Consider the following 17,048-nt stretch of genomic DNA (forward strand, 5'->3'; position numbering starts at 1 on the left):
TAAAACATAAAAAGTATAAAAGGGAGAAAATGATCAAAGAAGTTTATCTGGTAGCCAGTGGAGATTTAAGGTTGTCTGCCAACCAGACTTGCTGGCAAGCACAAGAGGATATGGAAAGCAGTTTGCATCAGGTTTTGGATAAGCTTGAGGTAAAGGTCCATCGGGCCCATCCTTTTGATAAGGAAAAGGGTCATGGTTTCATCGATTCTCAAAAAATGGGCATGCAGGTTTTTAGAGATTTGGATCCCCATAAGCCCATTATTGTAGCAGAAAGTGTATGGCAATATTCCCACCATGTACTTGCCGGGCTGACCACGCATAAGGGCCCCATACTTACTTTGGCCAATTGGAATGGGCAATGGCCCGGTTTGGTAGGCATGCTCAACCTCAATGGTTCTCTGACCAAAGCAGGTGTAACTTATTCCACGCTTTGGAGCAGGGATTTCACCGATGATTTTTTTCTCAATGGCCTCAGGGAATGGTTACATTCCGGTAAAATCACCCACGACCTCAGCCATGTGAGGGATTTTGATCCAAATGATGCTCCAGGTAATGCAGTGGAAACGGGAGAGAAGTTTGCCCGGGCTTTTAAAAAAGAAAAAGCCATCATGGGCGTTTTTGATGAAGGGTGTATGGGAATGTTTAATGCCATCATACCTGACCACCTCCTACACCCTACCGGGATTTTTAAGGAAAGACTAAGTCAATCAGGTCTGTATGCTGCCATGAGAACGGTGACTGACAAGGAAGCTGCGGCCGTCCTTCAATGGCTTCTGGATAAGGGGGTCGACTTTCAATGGGGTAAAGATCCGGAAACGGAACTGACCAGGGAACAGACCCTGGAGCAATGTAAAATGTACCTGGCAGCTTTAAGGCTGGCTGATGAATTTGGCTGTGACACCATCGGTATCCAATACCAGCAGGGCCTGAAGGACCTGGCAGTGGCCAGCGATTTGGCGGAAGGGCTATTGAATAATACAGACCGCCCGCCTGCCCATACACAGGAAGGCAGGGAAATTTTACCCGGAAGGGCACTTCCTCATTTCAACGAAGTAGATGAATGCGCCGGATTGGATAGCCTGATCACTTACCGTTTATGGGAAAAATTGGGCTTATCAGGGGACAACACTTTACATGATCTCAGGTACGGCGAAGATTTCACCATTGATGGGGAGGAAGTTTTTGTTTGGGTTTTTCTGATTTCCGGTGCAGCTCCTGCTTCTCATTTTATCAAAGGCTATTCCGGGGCAAGTAGTGAACGCCAACCTCCCATGTACTTTAGATTGGGGGGAGGCAGCCTGAAAGGCATCAGTAAACCAGGCCATATTGTTTGGAGCAGGGTGTATATTATGAATGATCATTTGCACTGTGATCTGGGTATAGGAAAAGTAGCAGCACTTCCTCCTGAGGAAACGCAAAGAAGGTGGGAAATGACCACTCCACAGTGGCCTATCATGCATGGGGTGCTGGAAGGTGTGAGCCGTGATCAGATGATGGCCCGGCACAAAGCCAACCATATACAGGTGGTTTATGCTCCGGACAGGGAAAAAGCCCTGGAGGCTTGTTACGCCAAAGCGGCGGCGATGAACGAATTGGGAATTAAAACAGCATTATGCGGCATTTAAATATGAGAAACCTGGAAGTAAAAATTATCAGTATTTCTTTACTGTTCCTTATCGCTGCATGTGGAAGCGGGAGCGATAAGAACCAATCAGAAGAGAATCAACAAAAAGAGGCAAATGATATCACAGGAAACTATTCTCTACCTCCCAAAGCCGAGGTGGGAGAAGGGGCTTTGGTTCATGCTGAATTGATTTATCCCCTGGATAACCGGCCCACTCCACAGGTGCACGCTTCCACCCTGGTAGAAACTTCTTCCGGCATTGTGGCCGCATTTTTCTCCGGCACCCACGAGAGGAATCCGGATGTGGGGATCAGGGTAAGTCACCTGAAAGATGGAAAATGGACCTGGCCCGAGGAAGTAGCAAATGGGGTCCAAAATGATACCTTGCGCTATCCCTGTTGGAACCCGGTATTGTTCCAGCCCAGGGAAGGGCCACTCATGTTGTTTTATAAAGTAGGTCCAAACCCCAGGGAATGGTGGGGAATGTTGATTACCTCCGAAGATGAGGGCAAAACATGGTCTGCTCCGCAAAAACTGGGAGAAGACCCTGCTATCGGTGCCCTCCTGGGTCCGGTGAAAAACAAGCCTGTGCAGCTGGAAGATGGCACCATTATCAGCCCCTCCAGTATAGAAATAGAGCAGGATGGAGATACTTTTTGGAAAGTGCATTTCGAAATCAGTAAGGATAATGGCAAGACCTGGCAGGTGGTCGGTCCCATCAATGATGGGGTGGAATTTGATGCTATTCAACCCAGTATATTGATGCATGATAACGGGGATTTACAGGTGCTTTGCCGGACCCGTCAGGATGTTATCGCCGAAAGCTGGTCTTCGGATCAGGGGCAGTCCTGGTCTGAGTTGAGGGCTACCTCCCTTCCCAATCCAAATTCGGGTACAGATGCCCTTACTCTGCAGGACGGCAGGCACCTCCTGGTTTATAACCACAGTACCAAAGAAGGGGAAGAACCCAAAGGAAGGAATATCCTCAACCTGGCCATTTCCGCGGATGGAAAAGACTGGGAGCCTTTTATGACCCTGGAAAATGAACCCAATAATGCCGGATACAGCTATCCGGCCATTATTCAAAGTAAGGATGGGATGGTACATATTTCCTATACTTACGACAGAGAAACCGTGAAATATGTGGTTGTGGACCCGGAGAAAATTTAAATGGTTTTTGTAAAACAGGCTCCTATCATGGGCAGCCAAATTTTTCAGTACATAATAACTAAAAAATGCACATCGACTTAAAGAACAATCCCCTGAAAGGGATAATACCTCCCATGGCTACCATGCTGAAGGATGACAGCGAATTGGACCATCAAAGTGCCTCCAGGCTTATTGCTCACCTACTTAAAGGAGGGGTACACGGCTTATTTATTTTGGGGACAACGGGCGAGTGCACCAATATTCCTTACCATTTGAGAAAGGAATTGATCCAATTGACCTGCAGGGAAGTGAACGGCCGAGTCCCCGTACTGGTAGGCGTGACAGACACTTCTCTCAGTGAAAGTCTGGTGTTGGGCCAGGCAGCCGCAGATGCAGGAGCGGATGCCGTCGTAGCTGCTCCGCCCTATTATTTTGGTCTTGGAGAAAATGAACTCATTGCCTATTTTACCAGGTTGGCTGACGCTTTGCCATTACCGCTTTACCTGTACAACATGCCTTCCCACACAAAGACCATGCTGTCCCAAAAAGCCGTAGTTGAGCTTTCTGAACATCCCAATATTCTGGGGTTAAAAGACAGCTCTGGGAATGCCGTTTATTTTAACGCCATGCTTTATGCCTTTAAGGACAGACCGGATTTTACCCTTTTGGTAGGTCCGGAGGAAATGATGGCATCCACCGTGCTGATGGGTGGACATGGAGGAGTCAGTGGAGGGGCCAACCTATTTCCCGGGCTTTATGTGGACTTGTATGCCGCAGCAGAACGGGGAGATCTGAAAGAAGTGGCCCGCCTGCAACAAATGGTCATGGAAATATCTTCCAGCATCTATGCATTGGGGAGTTATGGGTCCAGTTTTCTAAAAGGTTTAAAAGCTGCTATGGCGGTATTGGGAATTGGAAACGGCTACCTGTCTTCACCCCTGACTTCATTCGGTGAAGCCCAATTGAAACAGGTGGAAAAGAATTTAAAGGGATTGGAAGCATATAGGGCTTATGCCTGAATTATTCAGATAAAATAACTGCAAGAAGCATGGAATTACCCATTATTGATTTAATTGTTTTTTTAGTTTACATGTTGGCCATCGTCCTTTTCGGGGCTTCTTTTTATTATAAAAAACGATCTTCTACGGATTTTATCACAGGTGGGGGAAAGCTTCCTTCCTGGGCAATCGGGATGTCTATATTTGCCACCTTTGTCAGCAGTATTAGTTTTTTGGCCTTGCCCGGTAACGCTTACCTTTCCAATTGGAATGGATTCGTATTCAGCCTGTCCATTCCTATAGCGGCCATACTGGCGGTGAAATTTTTTGTACCGCTCTACCGGGGTATTAAAAGCCCTTCGGCTTACTATTACCTGGAAACCAGGTTTGGTAGCTGGGCAAGAACCTATGCCTCTGCTTGCTACCTGCTTACCCAGCTGGCCAGAATGGGAGCCATCATGTATTTGCTGGCATTACCCATGAATGTGCTGTTTGGCTGGAGTATACCCATCATAATTGTAGTCACAGGTATAAGTGTATTGATTTATTCCATCATGGGCGGTTTTGCAGCGGTAATTTGGACCGATGCGATTCAGGGGATTATCCTGATATCCGGAGCCTTAGTCTGTCTGGTTTTAATATTTTTTTCTATGCCTGAAGGGCCGGGTCAGGTGTTTACCATAGCTGCTGCCCATGATAAGTTTAGTCTGGGAAGCTTTGGGTGGAGCCTTTCTGAAGCTACATTCTGGGTTATTCTAATATATGGGTTGTTTATTAATCTGCAGAATTTTGGTGTAGATCAAAATTATGTACAACGGTACCTCAGTGCAAAAACAGACAAGGAGGCAGTAAAATCCACACTTTTGGGAAGCTTGTTGTATGTTCCGGTCTCGCTTCTGTTTTTCTTTATTGGCACCGCCTTATTTGCTTACTACCAGGCCATGCCGGAATTGTTGCCTGAAGCCTTTAAAGGAGGCGATCAGGCAGATAAGGTCTTTCCCTATTTTATAGTTACCGGCCTTCCCGTGGGTATGACCGGATTGTTGATTGCTTCTATTTTTGCAGCAGGTATGAGCACTATTTCAACCAGCATCAATAGCTCGGCAACGATTATTTTGACAGATCATTTCAAAAAATACATTTCCCCGGATTTAAAAGAGAAAGCTGAGATGAAGGTTTTGGTCATTGCCTCTTTGGTTATGGGCTTGTTAAGTATTATTGTCGCCATTGCTTTCAATGGGGTTGAAAGTGCCCTTGATGCCTGGTGGGCACTTTCAGCAATTTTCAGCGGAGGAATCCTGGGCTTGTTTTTGCTTGGTTTTATTGGGAAAAACATCAAACGGAGCTATGCCGCCATTGGTGTAGTATTGGGGGTTTTAGTGATAGGATGGATGAGCTTGTCACCGGTGATATTTGAAGAAGGAGCTACATTCAGGAGTACCTTTCATGCCAATCTAACCATCGTTTTTGGCACTTCGGTAATTTTTCTTGTAGGCTTTTTGCTATCGGCCTGGGCCAACAGAAAATAACCAGTTCAATTCGAGGTGGAATGAGTCTTTTCCTTACTTATATCTCTTGATGAATAAATCAACATGCTGATGATGATCAAAAGAACAAAAAGAACCGCATATTCGAATTGAAGCCAAATATCAGAACGCGCCTTGATCCTGTAGCTTAAATTGGTGAGTTTCTCTCCCTCTCTGAGTTGGATTTTCGACAATTCTCTAAGATCGTAGAAAACTTTCTCGAAGTCAGTATTGAATTTCTCAACACTACTTTGGTAATTTCGATCTGATTCTTCAAATCCTGTAAAATAACTTTCGATTTCCAGTTTGTCCCGGATCAATGTTTCAAAGTCCTTCAGGTACTCAGCTTCCTTAGGTGTAAGGTGCGTTTTCTCAAAATCTGAAATAATATTCAATATCTGATCATGATAAGCCATCACCTGATTTTGGATGGACAAGTATTGGTCCAGGGATTCCGTATTGGCCACAAGTAGCCGCATCCGAAAAAGTAATTCTGTAATATTGAAAATATAATCCTGCACCACCAGCCGGTCTTCATATACTGTAACGAAGGAAGCTTCCAATTCATCAACATTGCTTTTGTCCACAAGGCTTTTCGCAAAAATTAAAAACAACACCAATGTCAATGCAATAGCTATTTTAATTTTGAATGATTTGAAATTTGATTCCTTCATATTTTCGGATTTTTTATGGTTTGTCGCCTGCAAAAACGAATAAGAAAAAGCCTAAACTATGGGTACTGGAAAACACGTGCAACTATTTTCTGCCAGTAATCCCGGGTTTGGTATGCTTTAAATCTTGCTTCTTAATTTAAGCAAAATAAAATCAATTTACCAACCATTAACCTGTATAATATTTCATCGGGATTAAATGGCAATAGGTAGGGTAAATGTAAATGTACTGCCTTTTCCCGACTCGCTTGTTACCTGTATATCGCCACCATTTTTAAGGATAAAATCTTTGGTAAGTTGAAGCCCTAATCCGGTACCCTTTTCCCCGGCAGTGCCATACCGTTGTTTTTCTCTCAATACGGGTTGAAAAAGCCTGGATAGGGTCTGTTCATCCATGCCTATGCCATTGTCCTGAACAGAAATTTCCCAATGGGTATCCTGGATTTTTTTACTGCGGATTGTTATTTTCCCTCCCCGGTTGGTGAACTTCAATGCATTATTTATCAAATTTCTAATGATCAAATTACACTGTTCTTTGTCTGCCAGGCAGGTCGTGTCCGGATCTAAAAGATCAACGATCTGAATCTGTTTGGTTTCAGAAACAGGCTTATACAAATTGATGTTTTCCTGCAAGATTTTATTGACAGATACTTTTTCCGTTTCCGTGACGATACCTTTCATTTGGTTTTTGGCCCAGTGAAGCAAATTGATCAAAGTAAAGTGTACATGCTCCACTTCGTTTCTCAGTTGGGTTGAGACGAGCAAAAATTCCTCCTGGCTAAGCTTTTCGTCTACAGCGTATTGCATCAGTCCCTTAAGACTATTGATAGGACTTTTTAAGTCGTGTCCCACTATACTGAAAAGTTTGTCTTTGGTTTTGTTGACTTCAATAAGCTGCCTGGCAACCTGCTCTGTTTCCTTTTTTTGATGCAGGATTTTTTTGTTAAGGTTTTCAAGTCTGTTTTTTTGCCTGGTCACCAGCGTTTTGGCCTTTATTTGGTACCTGATGGATCTAAGCGCAATAAAAAAGGCAATTAAAAGGATAACCAGGATAATAGTAAAACCTATTCGGATCCGTTTCTCCATCAGTTTGTCATTTACCAATTCCTTTTCCCGCTGCTCCTGCCGCAATGCCGCCTCTTTTTTATCAAACTCATACTTTGCTGCCAATTCCTGAATTTGCTTTTCCGATTTCAGATTGATGATACTGTCCCGGTATGCTGTGTGCAGTTTGTAATGGTACAAGGCGGCACTGTTGTTCCCTTCTTTTTCAAAAACCTCACTGAGCAAAAAGTGACTTTTCTCTATATTCCTTTTTATATTGCTTTCCGTGGAAAGCTCAAGGCTGCTTTGGACGGCTTTTTTTGCTTCAGCTAAGTTTCCCAAATTTATATAGGCTTCACCCAGGCCAAGCAAGTCACTGCTTGTACCGGCTTTATCTTCTACTGATTTGTCAACCTGAAGTGCAGCTTCAAAATGAAACAGCGCACCCTCAAAATCTTCCAGGGTAAGCAATATTTCACCCAGGTTAAAATGACTCACTGAAATCAGCTGATTGTTTTCAATTTTTTTACCGATTTCAAGGGTGGATGTATAACTTTCCATGGCATCATCCAATTTTCCCTTCTTTTTATAAATTAATCCAATGTTGCTCAGGGAGGAGGCCATTCCAAGTTTGTTGTTTAACTTTTTCCGGATTTCAAGTGCTCTGTTATGAAAATCCAAGGCCTTTTCATAATCTTCCATGTCCGAAAAAACCAATCCCAGATTACTAAGCGTTGTACTTTGTTCGTTCTCAGAAAGGTGCTTTTCTTTTATTTCCAGTGCCTTATAGTAGAATGAAACGGCCTCCGTGAAATTTCCTCTATCGTAATGATTCAAACCCATGCTGTGGTAAATATGGGCCATACCTTTCAGATACTGATTTTCTTTTGCCAAGCTCAAGCCCTCCTTAAAATAACTCATCGCTTGTTCGTATTCTCCCCGAATGTTGTGAAAAGCACCTATGTTCCTGTATGCGTCCACTATACCATCCTGGTATCCGGTTTTTTCACTGGCCTCAAGACTTTTCATGCCCAATAAGAATGTGCTGTCTGGGTTCAAGTTGTAATACAACTCACCCAAGCGGTTGAGTAAATCTATATATGGCTTATCGGGAGAAAAATTCTCGTTGTTTTCAAAAAGCTGCATCCTTGATTTAAGGGAATCGATATCTCTCCTTTGGGCAAAGGAAAAATGAGATAGCAATACCGCTGCAAATAGCACAGAAGCAGAAAAAAACCTTTTGAAATTTAAAAACACTTTCAAGTTTTTTTGTATTGTTAAACTTAAAACAAATATTTTTATCACTATAATGATGCAGTTCCGATCAAGTTTTTAAAATTAGCTGTATTTCTCCATTTGAATTGAATGTCGTCGGAACCATAAACCTATCATTATAATAATATAACAAAATTAAACCTGGATTAGAAATTTCAATCATTGAAAAATAAAAAAGACAAATACATGTTCTCTGCTGTTGTTTTCACAAGACAGGCTAATTTATTCATTTTGGTTTGATCTGCAGCTAATTTCATGTAAAAAATGAATGTAAATAAGATTTTTTTGTATTTCGATTTCACGCATAAATTTTTACTAGTTCAGTATAAAAATTACATACAATTAAGAAATTGGTTATCAAAGAATGAAAAACAGATATGAATGGCCTTATCCCGGGTTTTAATTTCCGGTATTTGGGAAGGAAAGGGGATTTAAATGCTTATTGGCCTGGTAAAATTGGAATTATTTCCAGTCCGGATGACAAAATGAAATTGTTGTTTAGATGCTTGTATTTTATTTTTAGCTTTACAGCCCAGACCTAAAAATACAATACAATGAAGGATATCAACCCCAGTAATACCGAAGCGTGGGAAGCACTTCAAAATGCCTCTAAATCCCCTGTAACTATCAAGGATTTATTTGAAAACGATCCTAAAAGATTTGATAAATATCATGTCAGGTTTAAGGACATCCTATTGGATTTTTCAAAAAACAGGATAAACGATGGTATTTTCAAATCACTATTGGAGCTGGCAGATCAGACGGCACTTAAAGAAGCTATAAATTCCATGTTTGACGGCAAGCTGATCAACGGAACAGAAAACAGGGCTGTCTTACATACTGCTTTGAGAAACAGGTCAAATGCCCCGGTTTATGTAGATGGTAAAGATGTAATGCCTGAGGTGAACAGGGTGCTGGAAAAAATGAAGGTTTTTTCAGAAAAAGTGGCCAAAGGTGTTTGGAAAGGGTATACCGGAAAACCCATAAAATCCCTGGTAAACATTGGTATTGGAGGAAGTGATTTGGGTCCGGTGATGGTGTCAGAAGCTCTGAAACCATACCAGCACCCTCACCTGAAGGCATACTTTGTTTCTAATGTGGATGGATCTCATATTACAGAAGTATTGAAGCAGGTTAATCCTGAGACGACCTTATTTTTCATTGCCTCAAAAACCTTTACTACTCAGGAGACAATGACCAATGCCCATACAGCCAGAGATTGGTTTTTGGAAAACGCCCACGATAAAAATGAGGTCGCCAAACACTTTGTGGCCATGTCTACCAATGGCAATGCGGTCAGGGAATTTGGTATTGATTTAAACAATATGTTTGAGTTCTGGGACTGGGTAGGGGGTAGGTATTCCCTGTGGTCGGCTATCGGGCTTACCATTGCCTGTTCGGTGGGCTTCGATAATTTCCGCAAACTTCTGGAAGGTGCCCACGCCATGGACAATCACTTCAGAAATGAAGCCTTTGATAAAAACCTGCCGGTTTTGTTGGCTTTGATCGGCATATGGAATACCAATTTTTTGGGAGCTGCGTCCGAAACCATACTTCCCTATGACCAATACATGCATCGTTTTCCAGCCTATTTCCAGCAAGGGAATATGGAGAGCAATGGTAAATGCATTGACCGGGAAGGCAATAGGGTGTCCTATTCCACAGGACCTGTGATATGGGGTGAACCCGGTACGAACGGGCAGCATGCCTTTTACCAATTGATACATCAGGGGACCCAGATAATCCCCTGCGACTTCATTGCGCCGGCACAAACACACAACCCCGTTGGTGACCATCATGTCAAACTGATGTCCAATTTTTTTGCCCAAACAGAGGCTTTGATGAATGGAAAATCTCTGGAACAGGTGAAAAAAGAAATGAAGAAGGAGGGAAAATCACCAGAAATAATCGATAAAATCGCTCCCCACAGGGTTTTTGAGGGAAACAATCCCACGAATTCCATCCTCGTCAAGAAAATCAACCCGGCAACTCTAGGGGCTCTCATTGCCATGTATGAACATAAAATATTCGTACAGGGGGCTATCTGGAACATTTACAGCTTCGACCAGTGGGGAGTCGAATTGGGAAAGGTTTTGGCCAAAACCATTTTACCCGAATTGACTGCTCCTGAAAAAGTATCAGGACATGATGCCTCCACTAACGGTTTGATCAATGCCTTTAAAGAATTCAGAACAGTCTGAACCAGCGTTTCTGAATAGCAGGCTGCTTATCAGGTGATCTTATTTTGGCTGATGCTTTTCTGCCGATAGCATTTGAAACGCTTAACAGGTTGATTAGCGATTAGCTTTTGGTGTTTTGTCTTTCGGCTTTGTACCCTTTTTCTCCACATTTTGAAGGAGCTTTCTTTCATTTCCCTGCGCATTAGTTTGATGACGTCTTTTTCGGGGATGCCAAATTGCCTGAAGATGGCATCGAAGGTGGTCCGGTCTTCCCAGGCCATCTCGATGATCCTGTCTTTTTCTCTGTCTGAGAGCTGTATTAACAAATTCATACCATCAAAACTTTTCCCCAACCAAATGGTTTGTATGGGATGAGAAAAATCAACCTGGCCTGGTTTACCAGTGATTTATATGGTCAATAATAAATGCCAGTTCCTTTTCTGTTAAAGCCTGATTCAGCGGCAAACTGAGTGTTTCTCTGTGAATTCTTTCTGTAAGGGGGAGTGCTTTGCCTGGAAAGGATGCTTTAAAAGCAGGCTGTTGATGCGGAGGAGTAGGATAATGAATCGCTGCCTCTACGCCGAACTTCTTCAAATAATTCATTAAATTTTGCCTGTCAGCTACCAATACGGTAAAAAGATGCCAGGTATGTTGGAGCGTTTGCAATGGATTGGCTGGCAGGGGTAGCTGAATTTTCGGGTGTTTGATCTGAGTGAGGTATTTCAGGGCAATTTGGTTTCTTCTGGCATTATCCTCATCCAGATAGGGTAACTTTACCCTCAATATGGCAGCTTGTATTTCATCCATTTTGGAATTTGTTCCTGCATATTGATACTCATAGCTGGTAATACTTCCGTAATTGGCAAGGGCCCTGCAAGTTTCTGCCAATTGATCCTGATCTGTTGTGATTGCTCCGGCATCTCCCATGGCTCCCAGGTTTTTTGCCGGGTAAAAACTATGGGCTGCAGCATCTCCCAGACTGCCACTTTTCTTGTCCAAATACCGGCTTCCTACCGCCTGGGCATTGTCCTCAATCAAAAGAATGCCATTGGCTTTCAGTAGGGCATGAATGTTTTCATGGTAAGCATTTCTGCCATAGAGATGGACCATCACCATGGCTTTTGTTCTGGGGCTTATGGCTTTCGCTATTCCGGTGGTTTTCAACAGAAATGTCGGTAAATTAGGTTCTATCGGCACAGGGACTAAACCCTGGTTGATGACCGCCAAAAAGCTGGCAAAAAAAGTATTGGCCGGGACCAATACCTCATCGTTTTTTTTTAGAATGCCCAATTCCAGGTATGCCCGAAAGATGATTTCCAAGGCATTGGTGCCATTTCCTAGGCCAATACAATGTCTGGTACCGATGTATGCAGCGAATTCTTTTTCGAAGCCTGCTGTTTGTTCTCCTTTCAGGTACCTGCCACTTTGAACCACATCTAAGATGGTTTGGCTAAGCTGCGGTTCAAAGCGGTTGTTGATCGCTTTCAGATCGAGAAATTCTATTGAATTTTTGAGAGTCATTCCGTGATAATATAAACAGACAGGCTAAATTAGGCAAGCTTTTAGCACCTAAGCAAGATGGAGCTATTTAAATCGTATATAAAATGTATTATCTGATCAGCACCTTCACAATGGTCTGATCATGGATCAGTTCCGTACCTATTCAAAAGCAATTATGGGCAATTTTGTTTTATGGTTTTTTTTGGGTTTTATTCTGGCATCCTGTTCATTGAGGGGAATAACGGTTTCAGAAAACATAACCTATATGGAAGAAGGTTTTTTGGGAGAAATGCCCCAAAAGCAATTGAATATTTTCTATCCGAAAAAAATCACTGATCCTTTACCGGTTTTGGTTTTTATCCATGGAGGCAGTTGGCGTTCCGGCAGTAAGGAGCGGTATGGCGTTTTGGGCAGGAGGATGTCACGCAGGGAAATCGTTACGGTGATCATGGATTATCCTTTAAGTCCGGAATATAAAATTCATACCATGGGTATGGCAGTGGCCAAAGCCCTGGACTGGGTTTCGGAGAATATATCCGCATATGGAGGGGATCCGGGCAGGATCGTGGTTTCGGGCCATTCTGCCGGAGGGCACCTGGCCAGTTTGGTGGCTGTCAGAGATGTTTACTTTGATAGTTTGGGCGTGAGAAATCCGATAGCCGGGGCAGCCCTTATCGATGCAGCAGGATTAGACATGTACCATTACCTCAAAGAAGCAAACAATGCGCCGGGTACTTCGCATCTCAGGACCTTTACGGATGACCCGGAAGTATGGAGAGCGACCTCACCCATATATTTTTTACATGAGGAAATGCCTCCCATGATATTTTTAATGGGGGGAAAAACCTATAAGAGTATCCGGGAAGGAACAGATCGCTTCATGCAGGCTTATAGTGATTTTGAACCAAAACCGGATTTAAGGATTCAAAAGAACAAAAGACATGTTCCCATGATCGTGCAGTTTTTGTATACACCGGGAAGAGCCTTTAGGTGGGTTCGTGATTTTGTAAAAAACATCGACTGATGCAAAAGGCTGGTAACAATAAAGCAGGTCATCAATTGGAAAACAAATCTATATAGGTTTCGTCTTCAATTTGATACGGGGCCCCTGTGAGCTGGAGCCGGCCTTCCTGGTTCACCTGTAATCCTGCAGCTGCCTTGAAATTTACTTTCTCACTGGTGGAGAAAATTTTGCTGGCAATTTTTACCAAAACAGGCTTCTCCTTATCAGGGATCAGGCGAAAAAGATCCGCAACCTGCTTTCCATCCGGATTTAAGGCAGTACCTGTTACATACATTTGCTCTTTTTTATCGGTAAAAAGATTGAGATTTTGGTAGGACAACCAATCCGGATTGATCCAACCATTCCGGTCCTGCCTGCTCAGGTCTATACTCATTTGCAATTGGAATGGAGCATTTCCCAGATAAAAGTCTTTTTCAGTGCAGCTGTAGAGATCAAGCACCCTGCTGTCCCAATTGGCCACCAGCAGCCACATTTTTTCTTTGTAGGCGGTCAATCCCACTGCACCGGCTGTTACCCGTTCAGGTGCTCCTTTTCTTTCCAGACTTGCCAGAGGCATTTGCCAGGGCTTGTCTTTTTCCAGATCATATACCTGTACTTTCGCCAGGTCTCTTTTCTGATTGTCTTCAATCCCCACAGCCAAAAAATGGTCATAAATTTGAAATCCTCCGGCATGTCGCAGTGGGGAAAGGAGCAGGGTATCTACTGCCTTGACGACCTGATTTTTCAGATCGCCAATTATAATGTAGCTGTAGTTGGATGAACTTCCACTTAAATAGACCGTATTTTCCTGGTAAAGCTGAATGCCCTGTAAGTGGCCACCTTCCTGATCAAAGCGGATGTTATTTTTAAGTTTGACAGTTAAGGGGAGTGCTGGGAGAGCCTCAAAAGCCTCCGGGAAATCAGCAACTTTAGGGATCCCGCCATTTTGGGCATAGTTAAAAAGCGGATCAAGAAGGAGTAGTATGCAGAGCAAACAGGCTAGCGGGTTTTTCATAAGAAAGTATTGAGGATAGAAAAGTAAGGCAAGCCGGGGGAAATTGCAACCTCAAAAATCAATTATCGGAAGCCTTCATAAGCCGTATATGAGAGACCGGCTGTATAGGCAGTATTTATTTTTGCTTTTCCGGAATCCAGTAGCACGCTTTTCTGCGTAATTGAAGCCATGGAAACAAATAAAAGGATTCAACGTGGTAGGCTACAAACAGGAAGGAGAGATTTTCTTTCCAGAGTCGGTTCAATATCGGTCATGTCCGTTTTTGGTGCAGCTTTTTTTACCAGCTGTACCAGTGAAAGTGATATGCTTCCCGATAATGAACCCAACGAAAATGAGGAGGGCATATTGATCAATAATCAGAAAGTCACCATTGATTTGGCCAAAAATGAAGGATTGATGGCCTCAGGTGGATGGATGTTGATCAGAGAGGCTCAGCTTTTGGTAGTGAATCTGGACGGGCAGTTCAGCGCACTTACTTCAGTTTGCACACATTCCCAATGTGACAGAAACTGGACCTTTGGCAACCAGGTTTTTACCTGTACCTGTCATGGTTCCCGCTTTGACACCCAGGGAGAAGTGGTCAACGGACCTGCTACCCAACCCTTAAAGTCCTATGCGGTATCGGAAGAAAACGGAAACCTAATCATCAACCGGTCATGAATTGGAAAAGAATATGGTTGTTGCCCCTGATTTATCTATTGATGGTAGGGAAGGTGGGGGCGCAGGAATTTAAAACTACCGATGGAGAAGTGAGCTTTTTGTCTCAGGCGGCATTGAATGAATTTACAGGGGAGTCTGACAAGCTCCATGGACTGCTGGATCCGGAAAAAAACCAGATTGATTTTTACATAGACCTGAATACCCTCAAAACAGGTATTGGCCTGAGAGACAGACACATGAGGGACAATTACCTGGAAACTGAAAAATATCCCTTTGCTGAGTTTTCGGGCAAGATGGAAGAACCCATAAACCTAGAAATGAATCAACCCCAAAAAGTAAAGGCTCTGGGAGTTTTTAAAATCCATGGAAAGGAAAAGTATATGGAAATAGATGGCAGCCTGACTAAGCTAAGTGCAAATGAAATTTTGCTGGAAGCAAGTTTTAAGGTAAAACTGGGGGATTTTGACATAGATATTCCCAAAGTGATGTTTTACGAATTATCGGAAACCCAAAGTGTAAAGATCAAAGCTCAATTAAAAAAATAAACCATGAATCAACTATTTGTGAATCGTATATTAAAAAGGTTTGCTTTGCCCCTGCTTTTCCTGCTGCTTTATGGAAATACTCATGCTCAGCTGGAAAGAAAACTGGTAACGGCTAATCCGGAGGTGGAACTTATTTTTCATGCGCCCAGACAGATCAACCTAATGACGGTAGAACCTTTGGAAGAAAAAACCCTGCATTTTGCCATCATGCATACCTTCGGGCCTTTGAATGGGGGTATCCGGAACCTGTATGGTCTGGACAATGGAGCCAACATCCAGTTTAGCTTTGAATATGCCTTTGATGACCGTTTCTCCCTGGGGGCATCCAGGTCCGGCAGGGACAAGTTTTACAATTTGTATGGCAGGTACCATTTGTTGCGGCAGAATAAAAGCGGGTCTGTGCCTTTTTCTCTCTCTATGATGGGGGCTGCTGGTGTGAATACCACAGATTACGCATTTTTGCAGGAGGAGGCACCTGATTTTTCGGAGAGGAGTAGTTTTGCCTTTCAATTCATGCTGGCAAGAAAAATTTCTGATAAAATCAGTCTTCAGCTGAGTCCCTCTTTGGCCTATTTCAATGCACCAATGCCAGCCTATTTAATTGAGGGAGACCAACAGCTGTATTTGGCCTTGGGTATATCAGGCAAGTATAAACTTACAGGAAAATCCTCCCTGACCCTTCAGTGGATCCCCAATTTGAACAATGATCTCCGAAGCAATGTAGGTGTTGGCATTGACATTGAAGCCGGAGGGCATGTGTTTCAAATGTATTTCGTTACTTCCCAGGCACTGAACGAGCAATACCTGCTGGCCGGAGGGAATGGGGTACCAGGGGAAGAGTTCAGGCTTGGTTTTAATGTTAACCGTATTTTTGCAACCGGGTCACGGTAAGGTAACCTGAAGGTAGATGCATGGTAATTTTATGCGCTCAATTTGTCAACTTGCTCCTAAGGTATGGCCAGGAAATCCGCTCCTTTATAGAGGGTTCCAGGAAAAGAGAATGGGGTTGATCCTCAGCCGGGTGGTTATACAGGCAATTATCCGATTGTTCCTGGAAGGATTAGCACCGGTATTTGGCATGATTTTACGATCGGATTTACCTTATTGAGATCAATTTGGAGAGATTTTTTTTCAACATTTATCCAGCTGATATTTTTTCCAAAAAAAGACTTTCTTCTACTTTTTCCAGCTGATTGGTTTTCCAATCGACCAATAAACTGTCAAGGGCTATCCCTTTTTGACGTAGGGGCTTTTCAAGTAAAGGGTGATTGGAAATGGTATGTATCAGGTTCTCGGAATGGATCATAGACAGCTCCCTGGCTTTTTCCTCCCTGGATTGGAATTGATTGATGCGGTAATAGTGATCAATGTACATTTCGAAAAGGTACTCCTCGGCATAAGAATGCAGCCCTTTTTCGTGGTTGATGATTCTGTTTTTGAAAGGACAGTTCAAGTCATGGACAAGGGTGATGCGGTCTATTGAATCCTGCATCAGAAAATCAGTTACTTTTTCTACATACCGAACTTCTTCAAATCTAAAAACGGTGCCCAATGCAGTCAGGAAAAAATGGTGGCTGCCAAATTTGTTCTGGATGAAAGCTTCCAGCTGATTGACCGGGCAAACTAAATAAAGACTTTTTTGCATGGAGATTTATTTTTGTTTCCTGCGAAAATAGCCGTCTCATTTCATAAATGAAAATTTATAAATTTTATTTAATACATTAAAAATATTTATATCCTAGAAACAGTACAGTATATGTATTTGAAAATCAATGTATTTAAATTTAGTTTGTGGAATGACATTTACTAAGGATGGACAATCATTGCCAGCTGTGGGAACCAATCTTACCCGGATCTT

At 42.9% G+C, this 17,048-nt stretch carries 15 protein-coding genes; 9 read left to right on the forward strand and 6 right to left on the reverse strand.

Annotated features, from left to right (window positions below; translation table 11 throughout):
* The first annotated feature begins 29 nt into the window (after window positions 1-29).
* The 4 genes from G9Q97_RS03615 (at window position 30) to G9Q97_RS03630 (ending at window position 5,300) form a co-directional block, all read left to right on the forward strand.
* Entirely contained in the window at window positions 30-1,625 is a 1,596-nt protein-coding gene (locus G9Q97_RS03615) for a fucose isomerase (protein WP_166143205.1), read from the forward strand.
* Window positions 1,613-2,794, forward strand: a complete 1,182-nt coding sequence (locus tag G9Q97_RS03620) for a sialidase family protein (protein ID WP_246255378.1) — start codon at window positions 1,613-1,615, stop codon at window positions 2,792-2,794. Before G9Q97_RS03615 ends, G9Q97_RS03620 begins: the two co-directional genes overlap by 13 nt.
* Window positions 2,795-2,859: 65 nt before the next feature.
* Complete coding sequence (locus tag G9Q97_RS03625; protein WP_166143207.1) at window positions 2,860-3,792, forward strand: dihydrodipicolinate synthase family protein; 933 nt, start codon at window positions 2,860-2,862, stop codon at window positions 3,790-3,792.
* Window positions 3,793-3,821: 29 nt separating this feature from the next.
* Entirely contained in the window at window positions 3,822-5,300 is a 1,479-nt protein-coding gene (locus G9Q97_RS03630) for a sodium:solute symporter (RefSeq protein ID WP_166143210.1), read from the forward strand.
* A 5-nt stretch (window positions 5,301-5,305) separates the two neighbouring features.
* On the opposite strand, the gene G9Q97_RS03635 is transcribed toward G9Q97_RS03630, so the two are convergent.
* Both G9Q97_RS03635 and G9Q97_RS03640 read right to left on the reverse strand, forming a co-directional pair.
* Entirely contained in the window at window positions 5,306-5,971 is a 666-nt protein-coding gene (locus G9Q97_RS03635) for an MCP four helix bundle domain-containing protein (RefSeq protein WP_166143212.1), read from the reverse strand.
* A 192-nt stretch (window positions 5,972-6,163) separates the two neighbouring features.
* Window positions 6,164-8,269, reverse strand: coding sequence for a tetratricopeptide repeat-containing sensor histidine kinase (locus tag G9Q97_RS03640; RefSeq protein ID WP_317168715.1), 2,106 nt, complete (start codon window positions 8,267-8,269; stop codon window positions 6,164-6,166).
* A gap of 572 nt (window positions 8,270-8,841) precedes the next feature.
* Between G9Q97_RS03640 and pgi the strand changes: the two genes are divergently transcribed.
* A complete protein-coding gene (pgi, locus tag G9Q97_RS03645) occupies window positions 8,842-10,488 on the forward strand; it encodes a glucose-6-phosphate isomerase (RefSeq protein WP_166143220.1) in 1,647 nt (548 codons plus the stop codon).
* Between the two features lie 29 nt (window positions 10,489-10,517).
* Here the strand turns inward: pgi and G9Q97_RS03650 are convergent, their stop codons facing one another.
* Window positions 10,518-10,799: a TIGR03643 family protein gene (locus tag G9Q97_RS03650; protein WP_166143222.1), complete on the reverse strand. Its 282-nt coding sequence runs from the start codon at window positions 10,797-10,799 to the stop codon at window positions 10,518-10,520.
* 64 nt (window positions 10,800-10,863) lie between these two features.
* Complete coding sequence (locus tag G9Q97_RS03655) at window positions 10,864-11,988, reverse strand: DegT/DnrJ/EryC1/StrS family aminotransferase (protein ID WP_166143224.1); 1,125 nt, start codon at window positions 11,986-11,988, stop codon at window positions 10,864-10,866.
* A gap of 121 nt (window positions 11,989-12,109) precedes the next feature.
* On the opposite strand from G9Q97_RS03655, the gene G9Q97_RS03660 reads away from it, so the two are divergent.
* Window positions 12,110-12,991 (forward strand): alpha/beta hydrolase, encoded by an 882-nt coding sequence (locus G9Q97_RS03660; RefSeq protein WP_246255380.1) that lies wholly within the window; start codon window positions 12,110-12,112, stop codon window positions 12,989-12,991.
* Between the two features lie 31 nt (window positions 12,992-13,022).
* Here the strand turns inward: G9Q97_RS03660 and G9Q97_RS03665 are convergent, their stop codons facing one another.
* The gene (locus G9Q97_RS03665; protein WP_166143226.1) at window positions 13,023-13,985 is read right to left on the reverse strand and encodes a hypothetical protein; all 963 of its coding nucleotides are present in this window, start codon (window positions 13,983-13,985) and stop codon (window positions 13,023-13,025) included.
* Between the two features lie 168 nt (window positions 13,986-14,153).
* Between G9Q97_RS03665 and G9Q97_RS03670 the strand changes: the two genes are divergently transcribed.
* Genes G9Q97_RS03670 through G9Q97_RS03680 form a run of 3 tightly spaced genes read left to right on the forward strand, consistent with a single transcriptional unit; the run spans window position 14,154 to window position 16,081 of the window.
* Window positions 14,154-14,645, forward strand: coding sequence for a QcrA and Rieske domain-containing protein (locus G9Q97_RS03670; RefSeq protein WP_166143228.1), 492 nt, complete (start codon window positions 14,154-14,156; stop codon window positions 14,643-14,645).
* On the forward strand, window positions 14,642-15,190 hold the full coding sequence (locus G9Q97_RS03675; protein ID WP_166143230.1) for a YceI family protein: 549 nt from the start codon (window positions 14,642-14,644) through the stop codon (window positions 15,188-15,190). Before G9Q97_RS03670 ends, G9Q97_RS03675 begins: the two co-directional genes overlap by 4 nt.
* Before the next feature lie 3 nt (window positions 15,191-15,193).
* Window positions 15,194-16,081 carry a DUF5777 family beta-barrel protein gene (locus G9Q97_RS03680; protein ID WP_222851898.1) on the forward strand — a complete coding sequence of 296 codons (888 nt, stop codon included), beginning with the start codon at window positions 15,194-15,196 and terminating at the stop codon, window positions 16,079-16,081.
* Window positions 16,082-16,328: 247 nt separating this feature from the next.
* Here the strand turns inward: G9Q97_RS03680 and G9Q97_RS03685 are convergent, their stop codons facing one another.
* A complete protein-coding gene (locus G9Q97_RS03685; RefSeq protein ID WP_166143232.1) occupies window positions 16,329-16,835 on the reverse strand; it encodes a hypothetical protein in 507 nt (168 codons plus the stop codon).
* Between the last annotated feature and the right edge of the window lie 213 nt (window positions 16,836-17,048).

The organism is Cyclobacterium plantarum, from assembly GCF_011290685.1.
Classification (GTDB): domain Bacteria; phylum Bacteroidota; class Bacteroidia; order Cytophagales; family Cyclobacteriaceae; genus Cyclobacterium; species Cyclobacterium plantarum.

Bases quoted from the DNA above. Each gene is read 5' to 3' on its own strand.
- G9Q97_RS03615 (WP_166143205.1), top strand. From the start codon at position 30: ATGATCAAAGAAGTTTATCTGGTAGCCAGTGGAGATTTAAGGTTGTCT.
- G9Q97_RS03620 (WP_246255378.1), top strand. From the start codon at position 1,613: ATGCGGCATTTAAATATGAGAAACCTGGAAGTAAAAATTATCAGTATT.
- G9Q97_RS03625 (WP_166143207.1), top strand. From the start codon at position 2,860: ATGCACATCGACTTAAAGAACAATCCCCTGAAAGGGATAATACCTCCC.
- G9Q97_RS03630 (WP_166143210.1), top strand. From the start codon at position 3,822: ATGGAATTACCCATTATTGATTTAATTGTTTTTTTAGTTTACATGTTG.
- G9Q97_RS03635 (WP_166143212.1), bottom strand. From the start codon at position 5,971: ATGAAGGAATCAAATTTCAAATCATTCAAAATTAAAATAGCTATTGCA.
- pgi (WP_166143220.1), top strand. From the start codon at position 8,842: ATGAAGGATATCAACCCCAGTAATACCGAAGCGTGGGAAGCACTTCAA.
- G9Q97_RS03650 (WP_166143222.1), bottom strand. From the start codon at position 10,799: ATGAATTTGTTAATACAGCTCTCAGACAGAGAAAAAGACAGGATCATC.
- G9Q97_RS03655 (WP_166143224.1), bottom strand. From the start codon at position 11,988: ATGACTCTCAAAAATTCAATAGAATTTCTCGATCTGAAAGCGATCAAC.
- G9Q97_RS03660 (WP_246255380.1), top strand. From the start codon at position 12,110: ATGGATCAGTTCCGTACCTATTCAAAAGCAATTATGGGCAATTTTGTT.
- G9Q97_RS03665 (WP_166143226.1), bottom strand. From the start codon at position 13,985: ATGAAAAACCCGCTAGCCTGTTTGCTCTGCATACTACTCCTTCTTGAT.
- G9Q97_RS03670 (WP_166143228.1), top strand. From the start codon at position 14,154: ATGGAAACAAATAAAAGGATTCAACGTGGTAGGCTACAAACAGGAAGG.
- G9Q97_RS03675 (WP_166143230.1), top strand. From the start codon at position 14,642: ATGAATTGGAAAAGAATATGGTTGTTGCCCCTGATTTATCTATTGATG.
- G9Q97_RS03680 (WP_222851898.1), top strand. From the start codon at position 15,194: ATGAATCAACTATTTGTGAATCGTATATTAAAAAGGTTTGCTTTGCCC.
- G9Q97_RS03685 (WP_166143232.1), bottom strand. From the start codon at position 16,835: ATGCAAAAAAGTCTTTATTTAGTTTGCCCGGTCAATCAGCTGGAAGCT.